The 19906-nt window shown below is 69.2% G+C and carries 18 protein-coding genes and 1 pseudogene; 8 read left to right on the top strand and 11 right to left on the bottom strand.

Translation table 11 applies throughout. From position 1 onward, the window contains the following. Positions 1–61: 61 nt before the first annotated feature. Together OG494_RS20990 and OG494_RS20985 are read left to right on the top strand one after the other, a co-directional pair. Positions 62–211, top strand: a complete 150-nt coding sequence (locus OG494_RS20990) for a hypothetical protein (RefSeq protein ID WP_328458245.1) — start codon at positions 62–64, stop codon at positions 209–211. Further along, positions 211–615, top strand: coding sequence for a dihydrofolate reductase family protein (locus tag OG494_RS20985; protein ID WP_328458243.1), 405 nt, complete (start codon positions 211–213; stop codon positions 613–615). The genes OG494_RS20990 and OG494_RS20985 overlap by 1 nt, the downstream gene beginning before the upstream one ends. Here OG494_RS20985 and OG494_RS20980 read toward each other — a convergent pair. Both OG494_RS20980 and OG494_RS20975 read right to left on the bottom strand, forming a co-directional pair. Beyond that, positions 612–1574, bottom strand: coding sequence for an isopenicillin N synthase family dioxygenase (locus tag OG494_RS20980; RefSeq protein ID WP_328458241.1), 963 nt, complete (start codon positions 1572–1574; stop codon positions 612–614). The two genes, OG494_RS20985 and OG494_RS20980, sit on opposite strands and share 4 nt — an antisense overlap. A 23-nt stretch (positions 1575–1597) precedes the next feature. Continuing rightward, positions 1598–2056 (bottom strand): nucleoside deaminase, encoded by a 459-nt coding sequence (locus OG494_RS20975; RefSeq protein ID WP_328458240.1) that lies wholly within the window; start codon positions 2054–2056, stop codon positions 1598–1600. Between the two features lie 111 nt (positions 2057–2167). Here OG494_RS20975 and OG494_RS20970 point away from each other — a divergent pair, with 111 nt between their 5' ends. Then, the gene (locus OG494_RS20970; RefSeq protein ID WP_328458239.1) at positions 2168–3124 is read left to right on the top strand and encodes a helix-turn-helix transcriptional regulator; all 957 of its coding nucleotides are present in this window, start codon (positions 2168–2170) and stop codon (positions 3122–3124) included. 66 nt (positions 3125–3190) lie between these two features. After that, positions 3191–3532: a UBP-type zinc finger domain-containing protein gene (locus tag OG494_RS20965; protein WP_328458237.1), complete on the top strand. Its 342-nt coding sequence runs from the start codon at positions 3191–3193 to the stop codon at positions 3530–3532. Here the strand turns inward: OG494_RS20965 and OG494_RS20960 are convergent. The 3 genes from OG494_RS20960 to OG494_RS20950 all read right to left on the bottom strand — a co-directional run bounded on the left by OG494_RS20960 (position 3529) and on the right by OG494_RS20950 (position 7193). Next, positions 3529–4143 carry a TetR/AcrR family transcriptional regulator gene (locus tag OG494_RS20960; RefSeq protein WP_328458235.1) on the bottom strand — a complete coding sequence of 205 codons (615 nt, stop codon included), beginning with the start codon at positions 4141–4143 and terminating at the stop codon, positions 3529–3531. The genes OG494_RS20965 and OG494_RS20960 overlap by 4 nt on opposite strands. 577 nt (positions 4144–4720) lie before the next feature. After that, a complete protein-coding gene (locus OG494_RS20955) occupies positions 4721–5266 on the bottom strand; it encodes a hypothetical protein (RefSeq protein WP_328458233.1) in 546 nt (181 codons plus the stop codon). A 979-nt stretch (positions 5267–6245) separates the two neighbouring features. Further along, the gene (locus OG494_RS20950; protein ID WP_328458232.1) at positions 6246–7193 is read right to left on the bottom strand and encodes a DUF3592 domain-containing protein; all 948 of its coding nucleotides are present in this window, start codon (positions 7191–7193) and stop codon (positions 6246–6248) included. Between the two features lie 964 nt (positions 7194–8157). On the opposite strand from OG494_RS20950, the gene OG494_RS20945 reads away from it, so the two are divergent. Next, positions 8158–11754, top strand: coding sequence for an NACHT and WD repeat domain-containing protein (locus tag OG494_RS20945; RefSeq protein WP_328458230.1), 3597 nt, complete (start codon positions 8158–8160; stop codon positions 11752–11754). Positions 11755–12239: 485 nt separating this feature from the next. Continuing rightward, a pseudogene (locus tag OG494_RS20940) lies at positions 12240–12356 on the top strand (NADP-dependent oxidoreductase); the annotation flags it as partial. A 27-nt stretch (positions 12357–12383) separates the two neighbouring features. Here the strand turns inward: OG494_RS20940 and OG494_RS20935 are convergent. Continuing rightward, complete coding sequence (locus tag OG494_RS20935) at positions 12384–13367, bottom strand: amidohydrolase family protein (RefSeq protein WP_328458228.1); 984 nt, start codon at positions 13365–13367, stop codon at positions 12384–12386. Continuing rightward, positions 13364–13915, bottom strand: a complete 552-nt coding sequence (locus tag OG494_RS20930) for an NADPH-dependent FMN reductase (RefSeq protein WP_328458227.1) — start codon at positions 13913–13915, stop codon at positions 13364–13366. Before OG494_RS20930 ends, OG494_RS20935 begins: the two co-directional genes overlap by 4 nt. Positions 13916–13993: 78 nt before the next feature. Between OG494_RS20930 and OG494_RS20925 the strand changes: the two genes are divergently transcribed. Then, positions 13994–14464: a MarR family winged helix-turn-helix transcriptional regulator gene (locus tag OG494_RS20925; RefSeq protein ID WP_328458225.1), complete on the top strand. Its 471-nt coding sequence runs from the start codon at positions 13994–13996 to the stop codon at positions 14462–14464. Between the two features lie 729 nt (positions 14465–15193). Here OG494_RS20925 and OG494_RS20920 read toward each other — a convergent pair. Genes OG494_RS20920 through OG494_RS20910 form a run of 3 tightly spaced genes read right to left on the bottom strand, consistent with a single transcriptional unit; the run spans position 15194 to position 17870 of the window. Continuing rightward, positions 15194–16129 (bottom strand): NADP-dependent oxidoreductase, encoded by a 936-nt coding sequence (locus tag OG494_RS20920; protein ID WP_328458982.1) that lies wholly within the window; start codon positions 16127–16129, stop codon positions 15194–15196. A gap of 51 nt (positions 16130–16180) precedes the next feature. Continuing rightward, positions 16181–17239, bottom strand: coding sequence for an SDR family oxidoreductase (locus OG494_RS20915; protein WP_328458223.1), 1059 nt, complete (start codon positions 17237–17239; stop codon positions 16181–16183). Between the two features lie 13 nt (positions 17240–17252). Further along, positions 17253–17870, bottom strand: a complete 618-nt coding sequence (locus tag OG494_RS20910) for a TetR/AcrR family transcriptional regulator (protein WP_328458221.1) — start codon at positions 17868–17870, stop codon at positions 17253–17255. A 379-nt stretch (positions 17871–18249) separates the two neighbouring features. Here OG494_RS20910 and OG494_RS20905 point away from each other — a divergent pair, with 379 nt between their 5' ends. Continuing rightward, positions 18250–18585, top strand: a complete 336-nt coding sequence (locus OG494_RS20905) for an IS3 family transposase (RefSeq protein WP_328458219.1) — start codon at positions 18250–18252, stop codon at positions 18583–18585. Positions 18586–18737: 152 nt separating this feature from the next. Here OG494_RS20905 and OG494_RS20900 read toward each other — a convergent pair whose 3' ends face one another. Further along, on the bottom strand, positions 18738–19880 hold the full coding sequence (locus OG494_RS20900; RefSeq protein WP_328458217.1) for an epoxide hydrolase family protein: 1143 nt from the start codon (positions 19878–19880) through the stop codon (positions 18738–18740). Positions 19881–19906 lie beyond the last annotated feature (26 nt).

The following is a 19906-nucleotide window of genomic DNA, read 5'->3' as shown; positions in this document are numbered from 1 at the left end:
GACCCCACCCGGCCGGTTCTGCCTACCGTCCCGCACGAGAACACGCGCGAGGAGGCACCTGATGCGGAAGCTGATCTTGGGGTTCTACTGTTCGGTCGACGGCAAGAGCGCCGACGCGGACAACGGGATCCGGGACGTCATGACGGGCGTCGACGATCCCGAGCAGGAGAAGTACTTCGTCGACGGGCTGTGGGAGGCCGGGCCTTCCTGATGGGCCGCGTCACCTACGAGGCCATGGCCGGGTTCTGGCCCACCTCGGACCACCCGTCCGCCAAGGCCATGAACGAGATCCCCAAGGTGGTGTTCTCCCGCACCCTGGAGTCCGCCGACGACTGGCCCGAGACCCGGATCGCGAGCGGTGACACGGCGGCGGAGATCGCCAAGCTCAAGGCCGAGCCGGGCAAGGACCTGGTCGCCGCCGGCGGCACCGCGTTCCTGCACTCGCTGATCAAGCTCGGCGTGGTCGACGAGTACCGCCTGTGGGTGCTCCCCGCCGCCACGGGCCGGGGCGCGCCCCTGTTCCCGGAGCTGGCCGAGCCCCTGAACCTGCGCCTGGTGAAGAGCACGGCCTTCCCGTCGGGGGTCCTCGAACTGATCTACGCGCCGGCCGGTTAGCCCATGGTGATCGCGTCGAGCTTCTCCTTCAGGTAGTCCGCCGCGATGACCTCCGGGTAGATCCGCTTGCCCAGCGGGGGCGCGAGCGAAGTGATCCGCGCGTCGTGGTCGGTCTCGTAGAAGAAGACCAGGGACACCAGGTCCTCCTCCGGTGCCGTCGGCGCCGGGGGCAGGACGCGGTGGCGGGTCGAGCGCCAGCGGTCGCCCGTCCAGCGGGCCATCAGGTCGCCGATGTTCACCGTGAACGCGTCCGGGTGATACGGCGCGTCCTCCCACTCGCCGCCGTCGCTGAAGACCTGCAGTCCGCCCACGCCCGCCTGGCGGTCGAGCACCGTCACCGTGCCGAAGTCGGTGTGCGGGCCGATCCGGAACTGGTCGGGCTCGGGCTCGCCGACGTGGGTCATCGGCGGGTACCAGTTGATGTTGAACGTGTACGTCGGGTGCGCGGTGTGCCGCGTGAAGTGGCTCTCCGCCAGGCCGAGCGCCGCGGCGAAGATCTCCAGCAGGTGATCCGACAGCGCCCGCATGCGGCGCATGTACTCGGTGGCCGTCTCGGCCAGCCCCGGCACCTCGGCCGGCCAGACGTTGGGCTGGAACCAGAACCCGTCGACCTCGGCGACGCCGACGCCGAGATCGGCGCCCGCCGAGTAGGACTCCTTGAGGTCGGGCGGGGTTTCGGTGCCCTCGGCGTAACCGTTGGCCTCGACGCCCGGCGGCAGCCAGCCGCGGCCGCCGACGGTGACGGCGTAGCGCTGCTTGACGTCCTCGGGCAGCGCGAAGAACCGGCGTGCCTGCTCGCGGGCCCGGTCGCGCAGGTCGTCCGGGACGCCGTGCCCGGTGACCAGCAGGAAGCCGGACTGCCGCAGCGCCCGGTCGACCTGTTCGGCCACGTCGGCCCGGCCCTCGGACGTGCCCGTGAACCACGGCGAAAGGTCCACGAGCGGAACGGATGACGGCATACGAGCTCCTCGCAAGAACTGTCCTATGTGGACTTCTCGACCCCGATGTCCTCGAACCACAGGTCCGGGCGCGCGGCGATGAACTCCGTCATCAGCGCGGTGCAAGCGGGGTCGTCGAGCAGGGTGATCTCCACGCCGAGGCCGGCCAGCCAGTCGTGCCCGCCGTGGAAGGTTTCGGTTTCGCCGATGATTACGCGCCCGATACCGAACTGACGGACGAGCCCGGAGCAGTACCAGCACGGCGAGAGCGTGGTGACCATGATCGTGTCGCGGTAGTGGGGGCGGCGGCCGGCGTTGCGGAACGCCGCGGTCTCGGCGTGCATCGACGGGTCGCCGTCCTGCACGCGCCGGTTGTGCCCGCGGCCCAGCAGGGTGCCGGTGGAGTCGAACAGCGCGGCCCCGATCGGCACGCCGCCCTCGTCGCGGCCCAGTACGGCTTCCTCACGGGCGACGGCGAGCAGGGCGGCAGGGTCAATCGGCATGCGCCACTCTCACCGCCCGGAGCCGTGCCTGGCAAGTGTTTGACCACCCGACTGCACCATCCGGCCGATCGAGGACCGGAACTGTCCTCGATGTCTGGCACACTGCGTGTCATGTACGGCACTTCGGAGCGACTGCTCAGGCTGCTTTCGCTGCTGCAGGCCCGGCGGGACTGGCCCGGCTCGGACCTCGCGTCGCGCCTGGACGTCGACGTCCGCACGATCCGCCGCGACGTCGAACGGCTCCGCTCGATCGGCTACCCGGTGCACGCGACCCCGGGCGTCGCCGGGGGCTACCGGCTCGGCGCCGGGGCCGCGCTGCCGCCGTTGCTGCTGGACGACGACGAGGCCGTCGCGGTCGCGGTGGGCCTGCGCACGGCCGCGAGCGGCACGGTCAGCGGCATCGAGGAGACGTCCGTGCGGGCGCTGGCGAAGCTGGAGCAGGTGCTGCCCGCCCGGCTGCGGCCGCGGGTCAGCGCCCTGCAGGCGGCCACGGTCTCGCTGGCGGGCAGCGGCCCGACCGTCGACGCCGGGGTGCTCACCGTGATCGCCTCGGCCTGCCGGGACCACGAGCGCCTGCGCTTCGGCTACGGCGACCGCACCGGGGCGGCGACCGAGCGGTCGGTCGAGCCGCTGCGCCTGGTCCACACGGGACGCCGCTGGTACCTGGTCGCGTTCGACCTCGGCAAGCAGGACTGGCGCACCTTCCGCGTCGACCGGATCACCGGCGAGCCGGCGGCGAGCTTCCGCTTCACCCCGCGCGAGCCACCGCCCGACGACCTCGCGGCGTACGTGTCGCGCTCGATCTCGACCACGCCGTACCCGCACCAGCTGGTGGTGCGGGTGGCCGCCCCGGCGTCGGTGGTGTCGACCCGCATCTCGCCCACGAGCGGCGTGGTGGAGCCGATCGACGACCACAGCTGCCGGGTCCGCACGGGGGCGAACAACCTGGACGTGGTGCCGTATCACCTGGCGCAGTGGGGGTACGACTTCGTCGTGGAGGAGGCACCGGAGGGGTTGGTGGAGCGGCTTCGGATGGTCGCCGATCGCTTCGCGCGCGCCGTCGGCTGAGGACCGCCGTCCCGGGTAGGCTCGCTTCGAGTGGTCTTCACGAACCGGAGGGTGACTGTGAGTTCGGTGCCTGGAATCGATCCGTCGGTCGCCCCCAGTGGTGCGGGCTGCCTCGAGTGCGACGCCGCCGGTGGGTGGTGGGTGCATCTGCGCCGGTGTGCGCAGTGCGGGCACGTCGGCTGCTGCGACACCTCGCCGGCCCAGCACGCGACCGCGCACTTCAAGGTGTCCGGGCACCCCTACATCCAGAGCTTCGAGCCGGGGGAGTCCTGGTTCTGGAACTTCGAGACCGAAACGGTCAGCGACGGACCGGAGCTGACCGGTCCCGACTCGCACCCGGCGGAGCAGCCCGTTCCCGGGCCCACCGACCGGCTGCCCGCCGACTGGCAGCAGCACCTCAACGCCTAGGCCGCCGGCACTCCGAGCATCCGCAGCACCAGGCCGCCGTACTCCTTGCCGAGCGCGGCCGGGGTCTGTCGCGCCCGCTCGCTGTACCAGCGGGCGACGTCGACCCCGAGCGACAGCACCGCCCGGGCCGCGACGTGCGGGTCCGACACGGTGAACGCGCCGACGCGGGCGCCTTCGGTGATCACCTCGCGCACGATCCGCTCGATGCCGCGCCGCAGCTCGGCGACCACCTTGAACTCCTCTTCGGGCAGCGCCTGCAGCTCGTACTGCACGACCCGGGCCACGGTGTGGCGCCGCGCGTGCCAGGCGACGAAGTCCTCGACGATCAGCCGGATCCGCTCGACGGGGTCGGACACCTTCGCGACGACGTTCTCGACCAGCGCGAGCGTCTGCTCGTGGCCGTAACGGCTGATCGCGAACAGCAGCGCGGCCTTCGACGGGAAGTGCACGTAGAGCGCGGCGGGGCTCATCCCGGCCGCACCGGCGATGTCCCGCGTCGTCGTGGCGTGGTACCCGCGCTCGGCGAACGCCTCGACCCCGGCCAGCATCAGCCGTCTCGCGGTCTCGGGCTGCACGTCGGGCCACAGTTCGGCCGACAGGGACATCGTCATCGGGTGATCCTCTCAGACGCCGCACCCACGGGTGACGGACTCGGCGGGTGCACCCCGGGCAGCTCAATGATAAGCGGGCGCTTTGTCGAGAGAATCAGTGATGCGTCCCCAAAATGGGGACGTCATGCCGGTCAGGCCAGCGCCCTGACGGTCGCCCACGACGCCTGGGGCCGGCCTCGAACCCCGGCCTGGGTCGAACGTGTGTTCGAGACTCTGGTAGGGTCGATACCGCGGTGGTGCGGCCGCAGGGGAAGTGCGCCCCGCACCACCGCGTCCCGTCCGAGGCCTACTACGTCGGTGCGGAGTTTTCGGCCGACGTGATCACCAGCCAGCCCCGGAGGTAACCGGACGACGCTGGCGTGGTTGCGCCATGCCGCGCTTCATCGGTGGATATCCGCAGTTCAGGACAGGCGCGGGCCGGTGTGAACGGTGTCCGATCCTGGCCTGGAGGGCTTGCATGAGGCCGCCGATCGACGACGGACGTCGTCGACGACGAAGCTGCGTTGCCGGCCATGAACGCCATCTACGCCGACGGCCGGTCACCTACGGTCCGAGCCGTCGGCGGGCCCGTGTGCCGTCAGGTCGCGAGCGGATGTGGCTCTCCGGTCAGCGTGGCGACCACGACCGCCAGCTCGTCGACGGTGGCCGCGACGTAGGTCATCGTGCTGCTCGTCTGGTAGCCCGTCGAGGTATGTCCCGTGAACGACGCTGCCTCGCGGACCCCTGCTCCCGGACGCGCCCGGGCATGCGCGAGCAGACCGGCGGCAAGAGTCGGCGAGACGGGCTGTTCGCTGTCCAACGCGGGATCCGTACCGGTCGACACTGCCGTCGTGTTGATCTCCAGGAGCTGGCGGTGAGTGAGGGCGCGCCGCAAACTCTTGTGACGTCGAGGCTTTCTGAGTTTCGAGGTGGGATTCCTCTGTGCCGTGACGTACCTGTCAGCTTCCGCAACCACGTAGATGTGCCTCGAGGCATCGATGAAGTTCGCCTTCGCCGACTGCCCGTCACGTGAGCCACGGCGGCGGACGGTGTGCGCTTGAACCTCGTTGGCGAGCAACATGAACTCGGAAGCCGATGGCGTGTCGATATCTCCCCATTTCTTCTCCGGGAAACGCCAGTACACCGACCGGGGTGATGCCAAGGCGCTCGAGGAGAATCTTCGCCGTCAGCAAGTCGGACGGTGGCGCTGCGGGTTTGCCGGCGCGCGGGACGCTGGGGTCGTCGAGGCTCATCGCGACGGGTTGTCTCGCGAGTGGAGGGCGGCCAGTGCCTCGTCGAGCGTCGCCAGCACACCGGCCTGGCGGGGCCGGGATACCGCGGGTGCCTCGGTGTCCGTGATCTACCGGGTTACGTCGGCACCGTTGCCCTGATCGGGTGATCGGTACAGCGCGGCTCAACCGACGCTCCCAGTCAGGTGTGTCGATGTCGCATGGGACGAGCACGAGGCGAGGGAGTGCGGATGAAGAAGATGTTGACGATCTCGGCGGTCGTCGGGTTGGCCATCTCGGGTGTGGTTGTGGGAGCGGGGCCTGCGTCCGCTGAACCGTGGCCGTCGGGCTGCAGCTGGGGGATTTCGGGTCTGTACACGACCTACGCGAAGTGCACGAAAGGGCCTGGCAGCTATCGGGCGGTGGCCAAGTGCACGAGTACCCGATACGCCTACGGCAGCTGGCAGCCCGCGGGAAGCTACCCCGGTCAGTCGACAGCGTCGTGCTCGAATGTGCGCCCCATTTCGGCGTCCATCGGCCTCAGCCAGTCGTAACTCCGCAGGCGCACCGCGCGCTGTCTGCGACGGGCGTACGGGTGCCGGACGAGGGTCGCGAATCAGTGCGGCTCGCCAGAAGAACGGACCGTGACGCGACCCGGGTGGGTGTTCCTGCGGATACCCACCCGGGTCGCGTCACGCGGGTTGAGCCATTTGTGCGACCAGAGGTGTTTGTCGAGCGGGGGTGGGGTTGCCCTCGAAGCTGTGCTGGCGGAGGTCCGTCAGGGCATGCCGTTGTAGACGCCGGTGTTTCCCGTCATAGCGCAGTACGAACCCATGGCCGCGGCGGAGGTCGAGACGCTGGTAGCGGCGGTGGCGCGGACTGTGCAGCGCTACCTCACCGGCGAGATCGGCTGACCCGCTCCCGGATCGCGCGGACCGCCACGACGGGCGGGCCGTTCTCGAACCCCACGACCATCGACCTGCCCCAGCCGCCGACCCAGCCCTGCCGGTTCTTCAAGCCGGCCGTCGGTGACAGGGCGAGGAACGCCGAAGTGCGGCGCAGCTCGATCGCCGTCCCGTCGCGGAATCCCGCGTACAGAAACCTCCCTTCCGGCACGTCGCTCACGTCGGCCCGCCGCCACCCGGTGCGCTCGACGACCCGGAGCCGGCGCCGCCAGCCGGCCGCCGCCCCGATCGAGAACGGCAGGCCGAACAGGGCCGCCAGCATCGGGACCACGCCGAAGCCGAGCTGGACCTGGTCTTCGTTCTGCTCGTCGATGGTGCGCACGTGCGCCGGGTCGGCCGGGTCGTAGACGACGATCACCTGCTCGCCGACGTGGTAATCGCGGCCCGAATCCCAGACGATCGCGTCGGTCCGGTCGCCGTGGCTCACCCGGATGTACGACGTGCCCTTGGCGCTGTGGAGCACGCTGACGACCACACCGGGCTCGTGGAAGCCGGTGGCGAGCAGATCGTCGGCGGCCGCACCGGCCAAGGCGACGCCGGTGAACCCGGCCGCGAGCACCACCGCCCAGCCCACGGCGAAGCCCGTCGCGCGGCGGGAAGCCCGGCGCAGGCGGGCATTCAGTTCCGGGTGGTCACCGTCGGCGGGATCCGCCGCGGGCAGCCACCGGCCGAAGTCCCCGGCGGCGGCCAGCGCACTGCGGTCCAGAACCCGCAACCCGTACCAGCCGACGGCGGTGAGCGCGAGGGCACCGATCAGGAGGGTCACGTTGCCCAGCAGATCGTCGTCGCCGGAGAAGAGCGAGTACACGGTGGCCGCGGCGCCGAGCCCGGAGAGGACCGAAAAGACGACGACGATGACCACCCAGAATGTCCGCATGGAGTGATCGTAGGGCCGTTGACCTGCGCGGACGCTGCGAGAAACGGCATACGACGACGAGGCAACCCGGCGGCCTTCCCGTGCGTGCAAGTGAGCAGGCGTCACATTTCGCCGACACCGTTCGCACATTCGGGGAAACGACGGGATTCGTATCCTTTCCCCATGAAGCCAACGTCTTCGGGGCCGGCCGCGAGAACACTCGCCGCTTCGTTGCGCGAAGAACCCGAAGAACCCGAAGAACGCGACGTCGGTCTTCGCCGGCTCGCGGACAAGTTGGGGTTCTGCCGCAGGTGCTGCTGATCGTGCGCTCACGTCCGGTCATGCCGACGAGCGGACGGGCTCGCCTGCGTCCCGCAGCTACCTCCCGTTCGCTCGGCAAGATGCCCGGCGGGGCGATCCCGCACTCGACGACCAGACCCCCTGTGCAGGTCCAGGCAGGTCAGTTCGGCGTCCGCAGCGCCGTGCGTGCTGACTCAGCGCTTCCCGAAGTGGTCAGCGGTCGGCGAACCGATCAGCGCGTTGTCCACGCAGGTCGAAATTCGGTACGTGACCAACGAACCCGTGCGGCGAGCCCAGGAGTGCCAGCAGACGCCGCAGCTCCAGGACGAGGTTTCGGTGGCCGCGTGCGTGGTCGCCAAGTTGTCCGATCGGGTCTACAGCGAACCAAGGTCGTGTTATGGCACCGACACGGTCGGGCGACCGGGTGGGCGGTGCCCGAGCGGCCCGCACGCGCGAACGGCCAGTCGTCGGCAACCTGCAGGAGGCTCGCCGCGTCCACCCCGAGGATGAGGGCGACCGCCCTCTGGTTACCGACGAGCAGGCCGAAATGTGCTCCGGCTGTTGTGAAACGAATGCTTCCTACCGGGCATGAGGAGTGATGCGAATGTGGTGGTCGAGGACTCGGCGTCGACGTGCGCCGCAGCCGTCTGGGCTTGGGGTGTTTCTGCTTGGGATCGGGATTGGAGTGCTCACCAACCTGGTGACCGCGAGCCCGGACCGGTGGCCGGGGTGGGCTCAGCCGGTGGTGAAGTGGTCGTGGCTCATCGGCGCGGCCGTGGTCGCGGCGGTCAGCGTGCGTGCCGGATGGCTGTGGCGCCGTGCGCGGTTACCGGCACCCGAGTGGACAGGCGAGAACCCGTATCCGGGCTTGGCCGCTTACGACGGTGACCGGGCGCCGGTGTTCTTCGGACGTACGGACGACCGGCGTGACCTGGTCCGACGGGTGCAGGACGGCTCTGCGCCCTCCCTTCGATTCGCGCCGGTCGTGGGCCCGTCGGGCAGCGGCAAGTCCTCCCTCGTGTTGCCCGGGCTGCTGCCGACGCTCGGTAGCCGGTGGACGGTTCTGGGACCGATCACCCCGGGCACATCCGGCGTTGACGAACTCACGCAACTGTTGGGCACGGAGGTTCGCGGGGCGGCGGAAACCGTGTTGGCGGCGGTGCAGGACGGCGGTCCCGCACCGGGACCAGAACCCGTATTGAAGGCTTTGCGGGCGGCGAGAGGGACCCGGCCGCGCGTGCTGCTGGTCGTCGATCAGTTTGAAGAAGCGGCGGTCAAGCACACCGAGAAGGAGCGAAATCTGTTTCTGGCTCTGCTGTACGCGCTGGTGACGCACGATCAGAGGCTGCATGTGGTCGCCACGGTGCGGTCGGAATGGATCGGCCGGTTCCAGGAAGGCCCCGGCGCCGGCGTATTCACCGATCTGATCATGGTGAACGCGCTCGGACCTCAGCAGATCCGCCAGGTCGTGGACGGACCCGCCGACCTGACCGATACGACGTTCGAGCCTGGCCTGGTGGAGGAGATCGTGCGCGACACCGGCCGCGGTGACGCGCTGCCGCTGCTCAGCTCGCTTCTCAGCGCGCTGTACGACGGCCTCGGCCGCGACCGATACATCAGCTGGGCCGACTATCTGAATGCCGGCAAGGTGGGAGGGGCGGTCGCCGGACGCGCGGAGACGGCTGTGGCCGCGTCCGGGCACGATCTGGACACGACGCTGACCACCTTGCTGCTGTTCGTGGACCTGCAGGGCGAGGAACCCACCCGCCGACCGGTGTGGGACGACGCGCTGGCCGCAGCGCAGCGCGATGTCGTGGTCGCGTTCGTCCAGGCACACCTGCTCACGAGCGACACCAATACCGACGGTCGCGTTCTCTACGACGTTACGCACGAGGCATTGCTGCGCCAGTGGCGACCACTGGCCGACCACATCAAGACACACCGTGGCACGCTGCAGTGGATCACCGAGCTGCTGGCGCTTGCGAAAGCGTGGGTGAACGCCGGGCGGTCCACGAGCTACCTGGTCCCCGGCGCGCGACTCGCCGACTTGAACTCGAACACCGCAGTGGCGCTGCCCGAGCCGCTCGCTGAGTTCGCAGCCGCCTGCACGGATAACGACGAGACCGACCTTCAGCGCCGCGCGAACGTGGCAGCCGAACATGCTCTGGAGATCCTCGACCACGACCCGGCGACCGCGATAAGCCTGTCGCTGGCCGCGTGCACCGAATTGACCCCGACCTCGACCGCGAGCACCGCGCTCTACCAGTCGCTGGCCACCGGCCTGCGGCACGTCCTCACCGGACACACCGAGAACGTGTGCTGTGCCCGCGTCGCACAAGACGGTCGCGTCGCCACAGCGGACGAACAAGGCACGATACGGATCTGGTCCGCGGATGGCACCCTGCTGCACGACTTGACCGAAGATCGGGAGCCGGTCAGTGCGCTCACGTTCGCGCCGGACGGCCGACTCGCCTCCGGGGACACGGCGGGACGTGTCACCGTGTGGGGCGCCGACGGGAAGAGGATCCACCACCTCGACGGCACCCTGCGCCGAGTCACCAGCCTGGTATTCGCCGCCGACGGCCGGCTTGCGGCCGCAGGCCAGCACGCGCTATGCCTGTGGGACCCCGATGGAAGGCTGATCCGCCGATTAACCAGTGACGGAGAGCAGACAGCTGTCGTGTTCACGCCCGACGCCCTGCTGGTCACCACCGGTGAGAACGGGGAGATTCGGACCTGGGGCAGCAGCGGCCCAGAACAGCGCTGCCTCCAACCTGCCAAGGAGTCGTTGGTCACCGCGCTGGCGGTAAGCAGCAATGGGTGGATCGCTGCCGGCTACCGAAACGGCGCGGTGCGGGGCTGGCAGCCAGACGGCGCCCCCCTGTCGTCTGACGACTCAGCAGAGGGCATCCTCGTCACGGTTGCCGGGCCGGTGCGTGATCTCGCCTTCTCCGAACCAGGTCACTTGTTCACAGTCGGCGGCAACGGCCGCGTGACCACCTGCAGACCGAACGACCCGTGCAACACGGTCACCGAATCGACCGATCCCGATATGATGGGGGTCTTTTCGCTGGTGTGCGGACCAGATGAGCTGCTGGCCACAGTCATAATGGGCGAGGTGCGGTTGTGCGATCCCGAGGGCATGGTCGCTCGCATCAAGATGGCGGGAACGACTCACATGACTGTCCTTGACTTCAGCGCGCATGGCTGGTTGTTGACGGCCACATCCAGCACGGTGCACATCTGGGACATCAGTCGGCTTGCGCGATTGCTGCCCCGAGGTGAAGGTGCTGCTCAGTTCAAAGAACTCGTCGTATCGGATGCCGGGCTAATGACGGATACGGTCAGCGTTCTCCGCATCGGTTCCGGGCGGTGGGCAGTCGGCCCGGGACATCGCCGCGCCGATGCCGATGGCACGAACGTGAAAATCAGGACTGCCGACGGTGCCCTGATCCACACGCTCACCGGAGATCAGAACCAAAAAGCAAGGCACTTGGCATTCGCGCCCGACGGGCGCCTCGCCGCCGTATTCGACCGCACGGTGTGGGTCTGGGACTGTGACGGCAATTTGCTGAACACCCTCGACGCGCACGAATCAACAGTGGGCCGAATGAGCTTCGCGCCGGACGGCCGGCTCATCACCGCCACCACCAGCGGAGCACTCCGGATCTGGAACACCGCGGGTGAGGTCCATGTGCTCGAAAAGGCGAAAGACAACGAAGAAACTCTCGCTTTCGCGTTCGCCGAAGACGGTCGGCTGGCGGCTGCGGCGGCTGGCAACACCGCTCGCCTCTGGGACCGCGACGGCGTCCTACAACATTTACTCACAGGTCACACCAAACCGGTTGAACACCTGGCCTTCGCCCCAGACGGTGTCCTGTTCACTGCAGCCGGGGACGGCGGCGTTCGCCGCTGGAGCCGAGACGGGGCTCCCTTGCCGATGCTCGACGTCCCCCGCGGTGGCAGGATCAGTGGTCTCGCGGTTACCGACGCGGGATTGGTCATCGCCGGCGGCGGATGGGATCACACCATGTGGGTGTGGGCCCCAGACGGACGGCTGCTGTACGAGCTGCTCCCAGGCGACCGCAGCCTCGGTATCAGCATGCTGGCGTGTGGCCGGAAAGGCCAGCTCATCACGGCCGGCGTCGACAGAGTCAGATATTGGCCAGGGGTGCTTCCTCTGCCAGATCTCATTGCCGACGCCAGACGATGCACCCTGCCACCCCTCGCGCCGGCACTTCGCCACCGCTGGATGTTGCCAGAGGAATCCAAGACTACGTAGGTGCGGCCAGCCGTTCGCAGACCATGTTCGGCCACGCCGGTCCAGACAAGCGGGCGCCCGCACGCAAAGCTGAGCGCTGGACGGAACTTCGACACCTCCCGTCGAAGCGCGATTCCCCGACCCCTGCCGGGCTCGAACGGGCTGCCACCCCACCGTACGACGGGCAGGATGCACCCGTACCCAGTAGATGCGCTTGGGCGAGCTCGATGCGATGGTAGGCCGCAGGCGCCGGCGCCACGGGCTGAGTTTGTTGCATCGCCGGTCGGGCCGGCGACTACCCGCACAAGGTGTGGCCCTGTGGCCGAGAAGCGACGCGTCGCGGTGCGCCGGCTCCAGCGCGAGGTCGCCGGGGACCTGCGACCGGCGAGGTCTTCACCTGCCCCGCGTCAGCCTCTACCTCGCCGACCTGCAAGTCGGCCAGGCCTGGATCCCCGACGATGACCCGGCCAGGCGGCGCGGACGAACAGTGCACTCTGTTCATAGCAGTGAAGGCAGTGCGTTTCCCCGAGTACGGCGCCCCGACGTCCTGCGCTGCGAAGACGTGGAGCAGCTCACGCCCGGTGCCGGTGAAGTTCGGATCCGCGTCGCCGCGATGTCGTTTCGTTCGCAAGGGAAGACCGGCCGTGGACTCATTGGCGCCGGATGCCCGCGATCAGGTCTTCCCAGTTCTCGTGGGCGATCCGCGCCCGGTCGGCGTCGCTGATCGGGGCGGTCGCCACGAACCGCCGGGCGGAACCGCTGTGCTCGCGGTTGAACGGGTGGTCCGAGGCGTACATGATCCGGTCCGCGCCCACGGTCTCCAGGCTCCACCGCAGGTACCGGTGGCTGGCGATGCCGCCCGGGGTGATGAAGACGTTCGTGCGGAAGTACTCCGCGATCGGTCGCTCCAGCGTGGTCACCGCGTCCAGGGCCGCCACGCGGTCGAGGTAGAACAGCACGACCTCGCCCCAGTGCCCCAGGATCAGCTGCAGCCCCGGGAACCGGTCGAAGACCCCGGCGACGATCAGCCGGAGCGCGGTCAGCCCGGCGTCGTAGTGCCAGCCGAACGTCCCGGTGGCCAGCAGCTCGTCCACCGGGCCGCCGAAGCGCCGGTAGTAGGCCCCGGTGACCGCCGGGACCGGCACGCTCGGGTGCAGGTACACCGGGGCGCGCAGGTCCTCGGCGGCCTCGAAGATGTCCCAGAAGCGCGGCTCGTCGAGGGCCTGGCCGCGGGAGTTCGCGTTCACCAGCGCCCCGTCGAACCCGAGGTCCGCGACGGCCCGCCGCAGCTCGTCGGCCGCCGCCGAGGGCGTGGACGTCGCGAGGGCCGCGAACCCCCGGAACCGCTCGGGATACCGGCCGACGGCGTCGGCGAGGACGTCGTTGGTGGGACGTTGCAGGGCGACGGCCTCGGCGGGGTCGAGGTCCTGCAAGCCGGGCGTCGTGAGCGACAGCACGGCGGTGTCGATCCCGGCGTCGTCCATCGCGGCGACGCGGTCTTCGCCGAGGTCGAGCAACGCGGTACTGGCGACCGCCCGGCTCATCATCGGCGCGGCGAGCGCGGGGTCGTGCCGCCGCCACGCCGCGACGACGTCGGCCGTGGCGAAGTGCTCCTCGAGCCCGTAGAGCCTCACCGGATGGTCTTGAGCGCGCCGGCCCAGGATTCGAGCTGGTCGAACAGCACCGACGCGGCGTCGTCGTGCATCGGGGACGGGGCGAACTCGGCGAAGTTCTCGAAGTCGGTGAAGAGCGAGAACGACAGCTGCTGGCGCACGTGGGCCAGCTGCAGCTCACTGCAGATCGCCCGCAGGTGCTCGATGGCGCGGGCGCCGCCGAGCGCGCCGTAGGAGACGAAGGCGGCGGCCTTGTTGTTCCACTCGGCGTAGAGGTAGTCGATGGCGTTCTTCAGGACGCCCGAGGTGGAGTGGTTGTACTCGGGGGTGACGAAGACGAACCCGTCGTAGGCGGCGATCGTGGCGGACCAGGCCTTGGTGTGGTCGTTGGTGTAGACGCCCCGGCTGGCGGACACGGCCTCGTCCAGGTGCGGGAGCGGGTGGTCGAGCAGGTCGATGAGCTCGTAGTCGGCGTCCGGCCGTTCCTTGGCCTTGGCCAGCACCCATCTCGCCACGGCTTCGCCCTTCCGGCCGGGACGGGTGCTGCCGAGGATGATCGCGATCTTCACGGGAAGTCCTTTCGCTTGAATATTCAAGTCAGACGCTAGCACGATGACGTGAATTTTCAAGTCAGCTAGACTGTGGTGGTGGCGGAACCCGAGCAGCGCTGGCTCACGAGTGACGAGCTGTCGGCATGGCGCGCTTTCATGCGGCTCGCCCAGCGGCTGCCGGCGTCCCTGGAAGCGCAGCTGCAGCGTGACGCGCGGCTGAGCTTCCTCGAGTACTACGTGCTCGCGCACCTGTCGGAGCAGCCGGATCGCCGGGCGCGGATGAGCGAGCTGGCGGCCTTGGCGAACACGGAGCTGTCGCGGCTGTCCCACCTGATCGGCCGCCTGGAGAAGCGCGGCTTCGCATGTCGGGAACCGGACCCGGGCAACGGCCGGTACACGCAGGCGATCCTGACGGACGCGGGCTTCGCGCACCTGGAGTCGGTCGCGCCCGGGCACGTCGAGCGGGTGCGGGAGCTGTTCGCCGACCCCCTGACCCCGGCGGAGCTGCGCACGCTGCGCCGGATCGCGGACAAGGTGCTGACCCGCGTCGACGACCAAGCCGAATAGCCGGAAGCCCGCCGCCGCGGTCGGGCACGTCTCATCACCGCCCACGGTAAAGAAAGCACCGCCAGGACACCTCTGCCTGCTGACACCGAACGCGAGGCTGAGGACCTGCCACCCGGAGTCGTTGCCGCGGCGGTGGCGCGAGTTGCCTGCCTGCACGCCGTGCCCCCGCCCGCGCACTGGCCGCGAACCCTGCGCGGCCGATGCGGCGAGGCCTTCACACGAATCGGCCGCAGACAGACCGAACGGCCATCGGCGCGCGGATCTCCGAGCGAACGTGGCAGCGGAGCACGGACCTACATCGCGGCAACGTCCTGGACGGCGGTGCGTCGCGGAATATCGTCGCGATCGATCCGAAGGCGTGCTTGGGTGATCCGTGTTTCGACGGCATGCGGGCTCGACGGGGACAAGCCAGGAGCCTGCAGTCATGGAGGCTGCCGTCCACCCCATCGACCAGGACGGGCCCGCGGCCCACCACCATGTCGATGAATTCGCGGGTACGCACGTAACGCTCGCATTGGCTGCCGATCACCCAGCCAAGCCGGTGTGACCCGACGTCGGTGATCACCATGCAGGGGCGGACATGGTCATGGTTGGGGGCTCCGAAACGATCTGATGGCATGTCGACCGCGTCCAGTCGCGATGACGGTGGCGAGTCGATGTTCCGAGGCCCGCACCGGCTGACGTCCGACGAGTACGCCGGCGCCTGGACTGATGCTATGTCGGGAGCCGTCAACGTCCTTCGCGGTCGGTCGAGCGCAAAGCCTCCAACGGCGTACGGCCCGTCTCGCTCGTGGCGAGGAGAACCTTTGTGTGCAGGGCACCGGATTCCAGTCCTGCATGCACGGCGGCGGCCTCGGCCAGCGGCCGGATCGTATGCGGCCGAAGCGTCAGGCGCTGCTCGCCGAGCCGGGTCATCACCTCGCTCAACGCTGATCGGATGCCGTCGGGGACGGAGCTGGAGAGGGTGACGCCGATCTGCGGGCCGCGTGGATCGGACAGGGTGATCACGCGTTCCGGGCCACCCGCCAGGCGGACCGCGGTCTCGAGGTCGGAGCGGCCGGCCGCGTCGAACACGGCGTCCACCGCGGTCACGCTGTCGCCGAGCGGCCGTGCGTAATCGATCGGAGTCGCACCCCACTGCCCGGTCACGGCGAAATCCTGTTCGCGTACAGCCGAGATCACGGTGACGCCGGCCGCGACGGCCAGTTGTGTGGCGATGGTCCCGACCGCACCGGCGCCGCCGAGGATCAGCAGCGTCTCGCCTGCGGTGACCCCGAGCAGGCGCAGGACACGCACGGCGGCCTCGCCTGAGGCGGGAACCGCGGCGGCGTCGGCCCAGGTGACCGCCTCGGGCTTACGGACCCAGTAGTCCGCCACCACGTACTCGGCATAACCGCCCAGGCCGGGTAAGGACGCGGCGACGTCGTCGCCCGGCGCGACGTCGTCCACCCCTGGGCCGACCGCGTCGACGACACCTGCCGCCTCGAAGCCGAGGATCGCGGGATCGGCCATCGGGAACGCGTGCCGCAGGTGGCCGGCTCGAATCGCCAGGTCGGTCGGGCCGACGCCGGCCAGCCGGACGGCCAGCCGGATCTGGCCGGGCCCGGGTTCGGGAAGGGCGACCTCGGACCTGTTCAGCACGTCCGGTGTGCCGTAGCCGGACATCACCATCGCTTGCATCGAACCTCCACTAAGGACATATCAGGTTGAGAGCCGCTACCGCGCGGGCGTGTGCCGGGTGGGGAGCAGACCGAGGGCGAGCAGGCTTTCCGCGGTCGCGACGACGGCGTCCGCGGCGGAGCGCGGTTGCCACTCGAGTACCGTGCGGGCCTTCTCGTTGGAGACGTGGCGGATCACGCCGAGGTTGGGCAGCATGCCCTGCAACGCCGGGGTGTTCTCGGCCGCGGCGCGGACCACGTCGTCCGGCAGTTCGGTGGCGGGCACCGCGTTCGCCGCGTCGCCGAGCCGGTCGCGGATGGCCAGGGCGATTTCGTGCAGGGACACCGCATCGCCCGCGGCGGCGATGAACCGCTGCCCGGCGGCCTTGGGGCTGGTCATCGCGCGCAGGTGCAGGTCGGCGGCGTCCCGGACGTCGACCACCGCGAAGTACAGGCGAGGGGTGCCGGGCATGGCGCCGGTGAACAGCTGGCTGATCATGCCGATCGAGGAGGAGGAATCGGCGCCGACGACCGGTCCGAAGATGCCGACCGGGTTGACCACGGCCAGCTCCAGGCCGTTGCCCTCGTGCTCGACGAACTCCCACGCCGCGCGTTCGGCCACGGCCTTGGATTTGATGTACGGGGCGATCGGCCCGGTCGTGTCCGTCCAGTCCTCTTCGGTGAACGCGCGATCGGTCTCGGGGTGGCCGTAGCCGATCGCGGCGAACGAGGACGTGACGACCACCCGCCGCACCCGGGCGTCACGCGCAGCGCGCAGCACCCGCAGCGTGCCTTCCCGCGCGGGCACGATCAGCTCGTCCTCGTGCTCGGGCTCCCCGGCGGGGAACGGAGAGGCGACGTGCAGGACGTACCGGCAGCCGGCCACGGCGTCGGTCCAGCCCGCGTCGCCGGTGAGGTCGGCCGTGACGAAGGTGAGTGCTTCACCCGCGGTAACGCCCATGGCCTCGAGGTTCCGCCGGACCCGGGGTTCGCGATCCGGGGAGCGCACCGTGGTGCGCACGCGGTAGCCCGCGGCCAGGGCCTGGGCGATGATGCGACCGCCCAGAAACCCGGAGCCTCCGGTGACGAGGATGGTGTCGCTGGAACCGCTGGTCATCGATGTGTGCCTTTCAACGTGTCGTGTCGGCGGTGAGAGCAGGGAGCAGCAGGGCATCCATCACGGCGATCAGCTGCTGCGCGGTGGCTTCTTCGCCGTTGAAGAGCTTCTCGATGAAGAAGCTGCCGAGCAGGAACATCTCGGCGTGCTCCAGCGCCGGGTTGTCCGGCCGGATCGCCCCACGCTCGACGTGCCGCTCCAAAATCGTGTGCAGCGCCTTGAGGTAGGGGGCGAGCAGGACGTCGCGCAGGGCCTGGGCCAGTGCCGGGTCGGACATCACCGCCTGCCAGATCCCCAGCGTGGGGGTGCCTGCGGGATGAGGTGGGGGCATGTGCCGGGCCAGTGCGACCAGGTCCCCGCGCAGTTCGCCGGTGTCGATCGGGGGCAACGGAGGGTACTTGCGTGTGCGGAGCGCGGTGATCACCAAGGTGGGTTTGTTGTCCCACTGCCGGTACAGCGTGGCGGTACTGGACCGGGTGCGCCGCGCGACCTCGTCGACCGTGGCGTGGTCGTAGCCGACCTCGGCGACCAGCTCGAACGTCGCGTCCAGGATCTCGCGTTCCCGCTCGGCGGTCAGTCGCTTGCGCCGCACCGACCTTGCTGCCGGCGTTGGCGGCGTCTGCTTGCTCATGGCTGAACTCCCCGAGCCCGGCGTCGATCACTGGGAGTTCACGCGCCGGGCATGTATCGAAAACGTACTTTCGAAAGTAGGCTGTCGAAAACGCGTTGTCAAACAGTGCCCCCTTCGGGAGCACGGGAGCTGTCCTGGCTCCCTCTTCCTCCACGAGGGCGAACACTCGCTGATGCCGCCACCACGCTGCCGCGACGTGCGCACGCGCCGGCATGACGGACGCCGACGGTGCTCAAGCGCAGCCCGGGTCGAAGGCCATTCGCCGAGCAGGTGGAGATGCTGCGTGTATTCGCGGCTTGAGGCCGGGTACCGGCCGCGTTGTCGGCGGATACCGGCGCGACGGTGCGACAGCTTTCTTCGCGAAGGAGATCCGGTGAACGTGTACCCGTTCATCGAGGCGGAGAACGCTGCCAAGGGCGGCAACGTCAAGCGCGCGTGCACCCTGCTGAAGGTCTCCCGAGCCGCCTACTGCACCCACCGCTGTGCCGAGCCATCCCACCGCGCGCGCCAGGACACCGAACTGACCGAACAGATCGTCGCGATCCACGACGAGTCGAACGACACCTACGGAACACCCCGGCTGCACGCCGAACTGCGCCACCGCGGCAGGCGGCATTCCCGCAAGCGTGGTCCACCGCTGATCATCTGCGCACCGACCTCATCGCCGAGGCGCTCGGCAACGCCGTCGCCCAGCGTCGGCCGGAATCCGGGGTGATCTTCCACTCCGATCGTGCCCGCCAATACAACTGACCGACCGACGCGGCCGGCCCACCCGGATTGCCGCACACAAAGCGATCTTCGGCCAGCCGGTTTCCGTGCATGCGGCTGGTCACACGTTCGAGTGTTTCCGTGGTGGAGCCGTGAGACTCAGGAAATGCCGCGGAAGAAAGTGTGGATGTCGTGCGCGAGCAGCTTCGGCTCCTCCATCGCGGGGAAGTGACCGCCCTGGGTGAACTCGCTCCAGTGGCCGATCGATTTCCACGGGTCCATCGCGCGGCGCACGAGAGGGTGGGTGTCGAACACGGCCCATCCGGACGGCACGCCGGAGGCCATGACCAAGTCGAGTCCGGAGTGCTCGGACTCGTAGTAGAACTGCGCGCTCGACGCGCCGCTGCGGGTGAACCAGTACAGGCTGATGTTCGTGAGGAGCTGGTCGCGGTCGACCGACTCGTCCGGCGTCCGGTAGGCGCCGCCGGTCCTGGTCTTGAACTTCTCGGCGATCCACGCGAGCTGGGCGACCGGCGAGTCGGTGAGTGCCGCGCCGATCGTGTCGGGGCGGTGGTCCTGCATCAGGAGGTACCCGTGATCGGCCGCGTCCTCGGTGCGCACTGCTTCGATCTGGGCGATCTCGTCATCGGACAGGCCCTCGGGGAAAGGGAACTTGACGCCGAGCAACCCGAGCAGCCGGGGGTCGCAGCCGATGTGTGTGCCGATGACACGCTCCGGGTGGAGTGCCGCGAGGCGGCCGGTGGTGCCCGCACCGACGTCGGTGCCGTGCGCTGCGAACCGCTCGTAGCCGAGCCGCGTCATGATCTCGGCGTAAGCGTCCGTCGTGCGCGCCAGCTCCCAGCCGGTTCCTGACAGCGGGGTGGAGAACCCGAAGCCGGGCAGCGACGGGATGACCACGTGGAACTCGTCGGTCAGCAGCGGGATGAGTCGCTGGTAGTCGACGAACGATCCCGGCCAGCCGTGGTTCAGGACCAGCGGGGTGGCCTGCGGGTTCGCCGATCGAACGTGGACGACGTGGAACGTCTGGCCGTCGACGACCGTCGTGAACTGTTCGTGCTCGTTGAGCTTCTCCTGCTGCGCGCGCCAGTCGAATCCGTCGCGCCAGTACTCGGCGAGCTCCTTCAGGTACACCAGCGGGATGCCGCGGCTGAAGTCGGTGCGATCGTCCCGGCCCGGCGTGGGGATCGGCCAGCGCGTGTGTGCCAGCCGGTTGCGCAGGTCGTCGATACCCGTCTGCGGGATGTCGATGCGGAACGGGGTGAGGGTGTTGTTCTCGGTCATGACGGTGACGTTCGCAGACAATGCGG

The organism is Amycolatopsis sp. NBC_00438 (assembly GCF_036026695.1).
GTDB lineage: Bacteria > Actinomycetota > Actinomycetes > Mycobacteriales > Pseudonocardiaceae > Amycolatopsis.
The sequence above is the reverse complement of the archived record's forward strand: the minus strand, read 5'-3'. Positions and strand labels throughout refer to the sequence as shown.

What these genes read in the sequence shown, in the direction of transcription:
- OG494_RS20990 (WP_328458245.1), top strand. Translation starts at nt 62, where the DNA reads ATGCGGAAGCTGATCTTGGGGTTCTACTGTTCGGTCGACGGCAAGAGC.
- OG494_RS20985 (WP_328458243.1), top strand. Translation starts at nt 211, where the DNA reads ATGGGCCGCGTCACCTACGAGGCCATGGCCGGGTTCTGGCCCACCTCG.
- OG494_RS20980 (WP_328458241.1), bottom strand. Translation starts at nt 1,574, where the DNA reads ATGCCGTCATCCGTTCCGCTCGTGGACCTTTCGCCGTGGTTCACGGGC.
- OG494_RS20975 (WP_328458240.1), bottom strand. Translation starts at nt 2,056, where the DNA reads ATGCCGATTGACCCTGCCGCCCTGCTCGCCGTCGCCCGTGAGGAAGCC.
- OG494_RS20970 (WP_328458239.1), top strand. Translation starts at nt 2,168, where the DNA reads ATGTACGGCACTTCGGAGCGACTGCTCAGGCTGCTTTCGCTGCTGCAG.
- OG494_RS20960 (WP_328458235.1), bottom strand. Translation starts at nt 4,143, where the DNA reads ATGACGATGTCCCTGTCGGCCGAACTGTGGCCCGACGTGCAGCCCGAG.
- OG494_RS20950 (WP_328458232.1), bottom strand. Translation starts at nt 7,193, where the DNA reads ATGCGGACATTCTGGGTGGTCATCGTCGTCGTCTTTTCGGTCCTCTCC.
- OG494_RS20920 (WP_328458982.1), bottom strand. Translation starts at nt 16,129, where the DNA reads ATGTCCGGCTACGGCACACCGGACGTGCTGAACAGGTCCGAGGTCGCC.
- OG494_RS20915 (WP_328458223.1), bottom strand. Translation starts at nt 17,239, where the DNA reads ATGACCAGCGGTTCCAGCGACACCATCCTCGTCACCGGAGGCTCCGGG.
- OG494_RS20910 (WP_328458221.1), bottom strand. Translation starts at nt 17,870, where the DNA reads ATGAGCAAGCAGACGCCGCCAACGCCGGCAGCAAGGTCGGTGCGGCGC.
- OG494_RS20900 (WP_328458217.1), bottom strand. Translation starts at nt 19,880, where the DNA reads ATGACCGAGAACAACACCCTCACCCCGTTCCGCATCGACATCCCGCAG.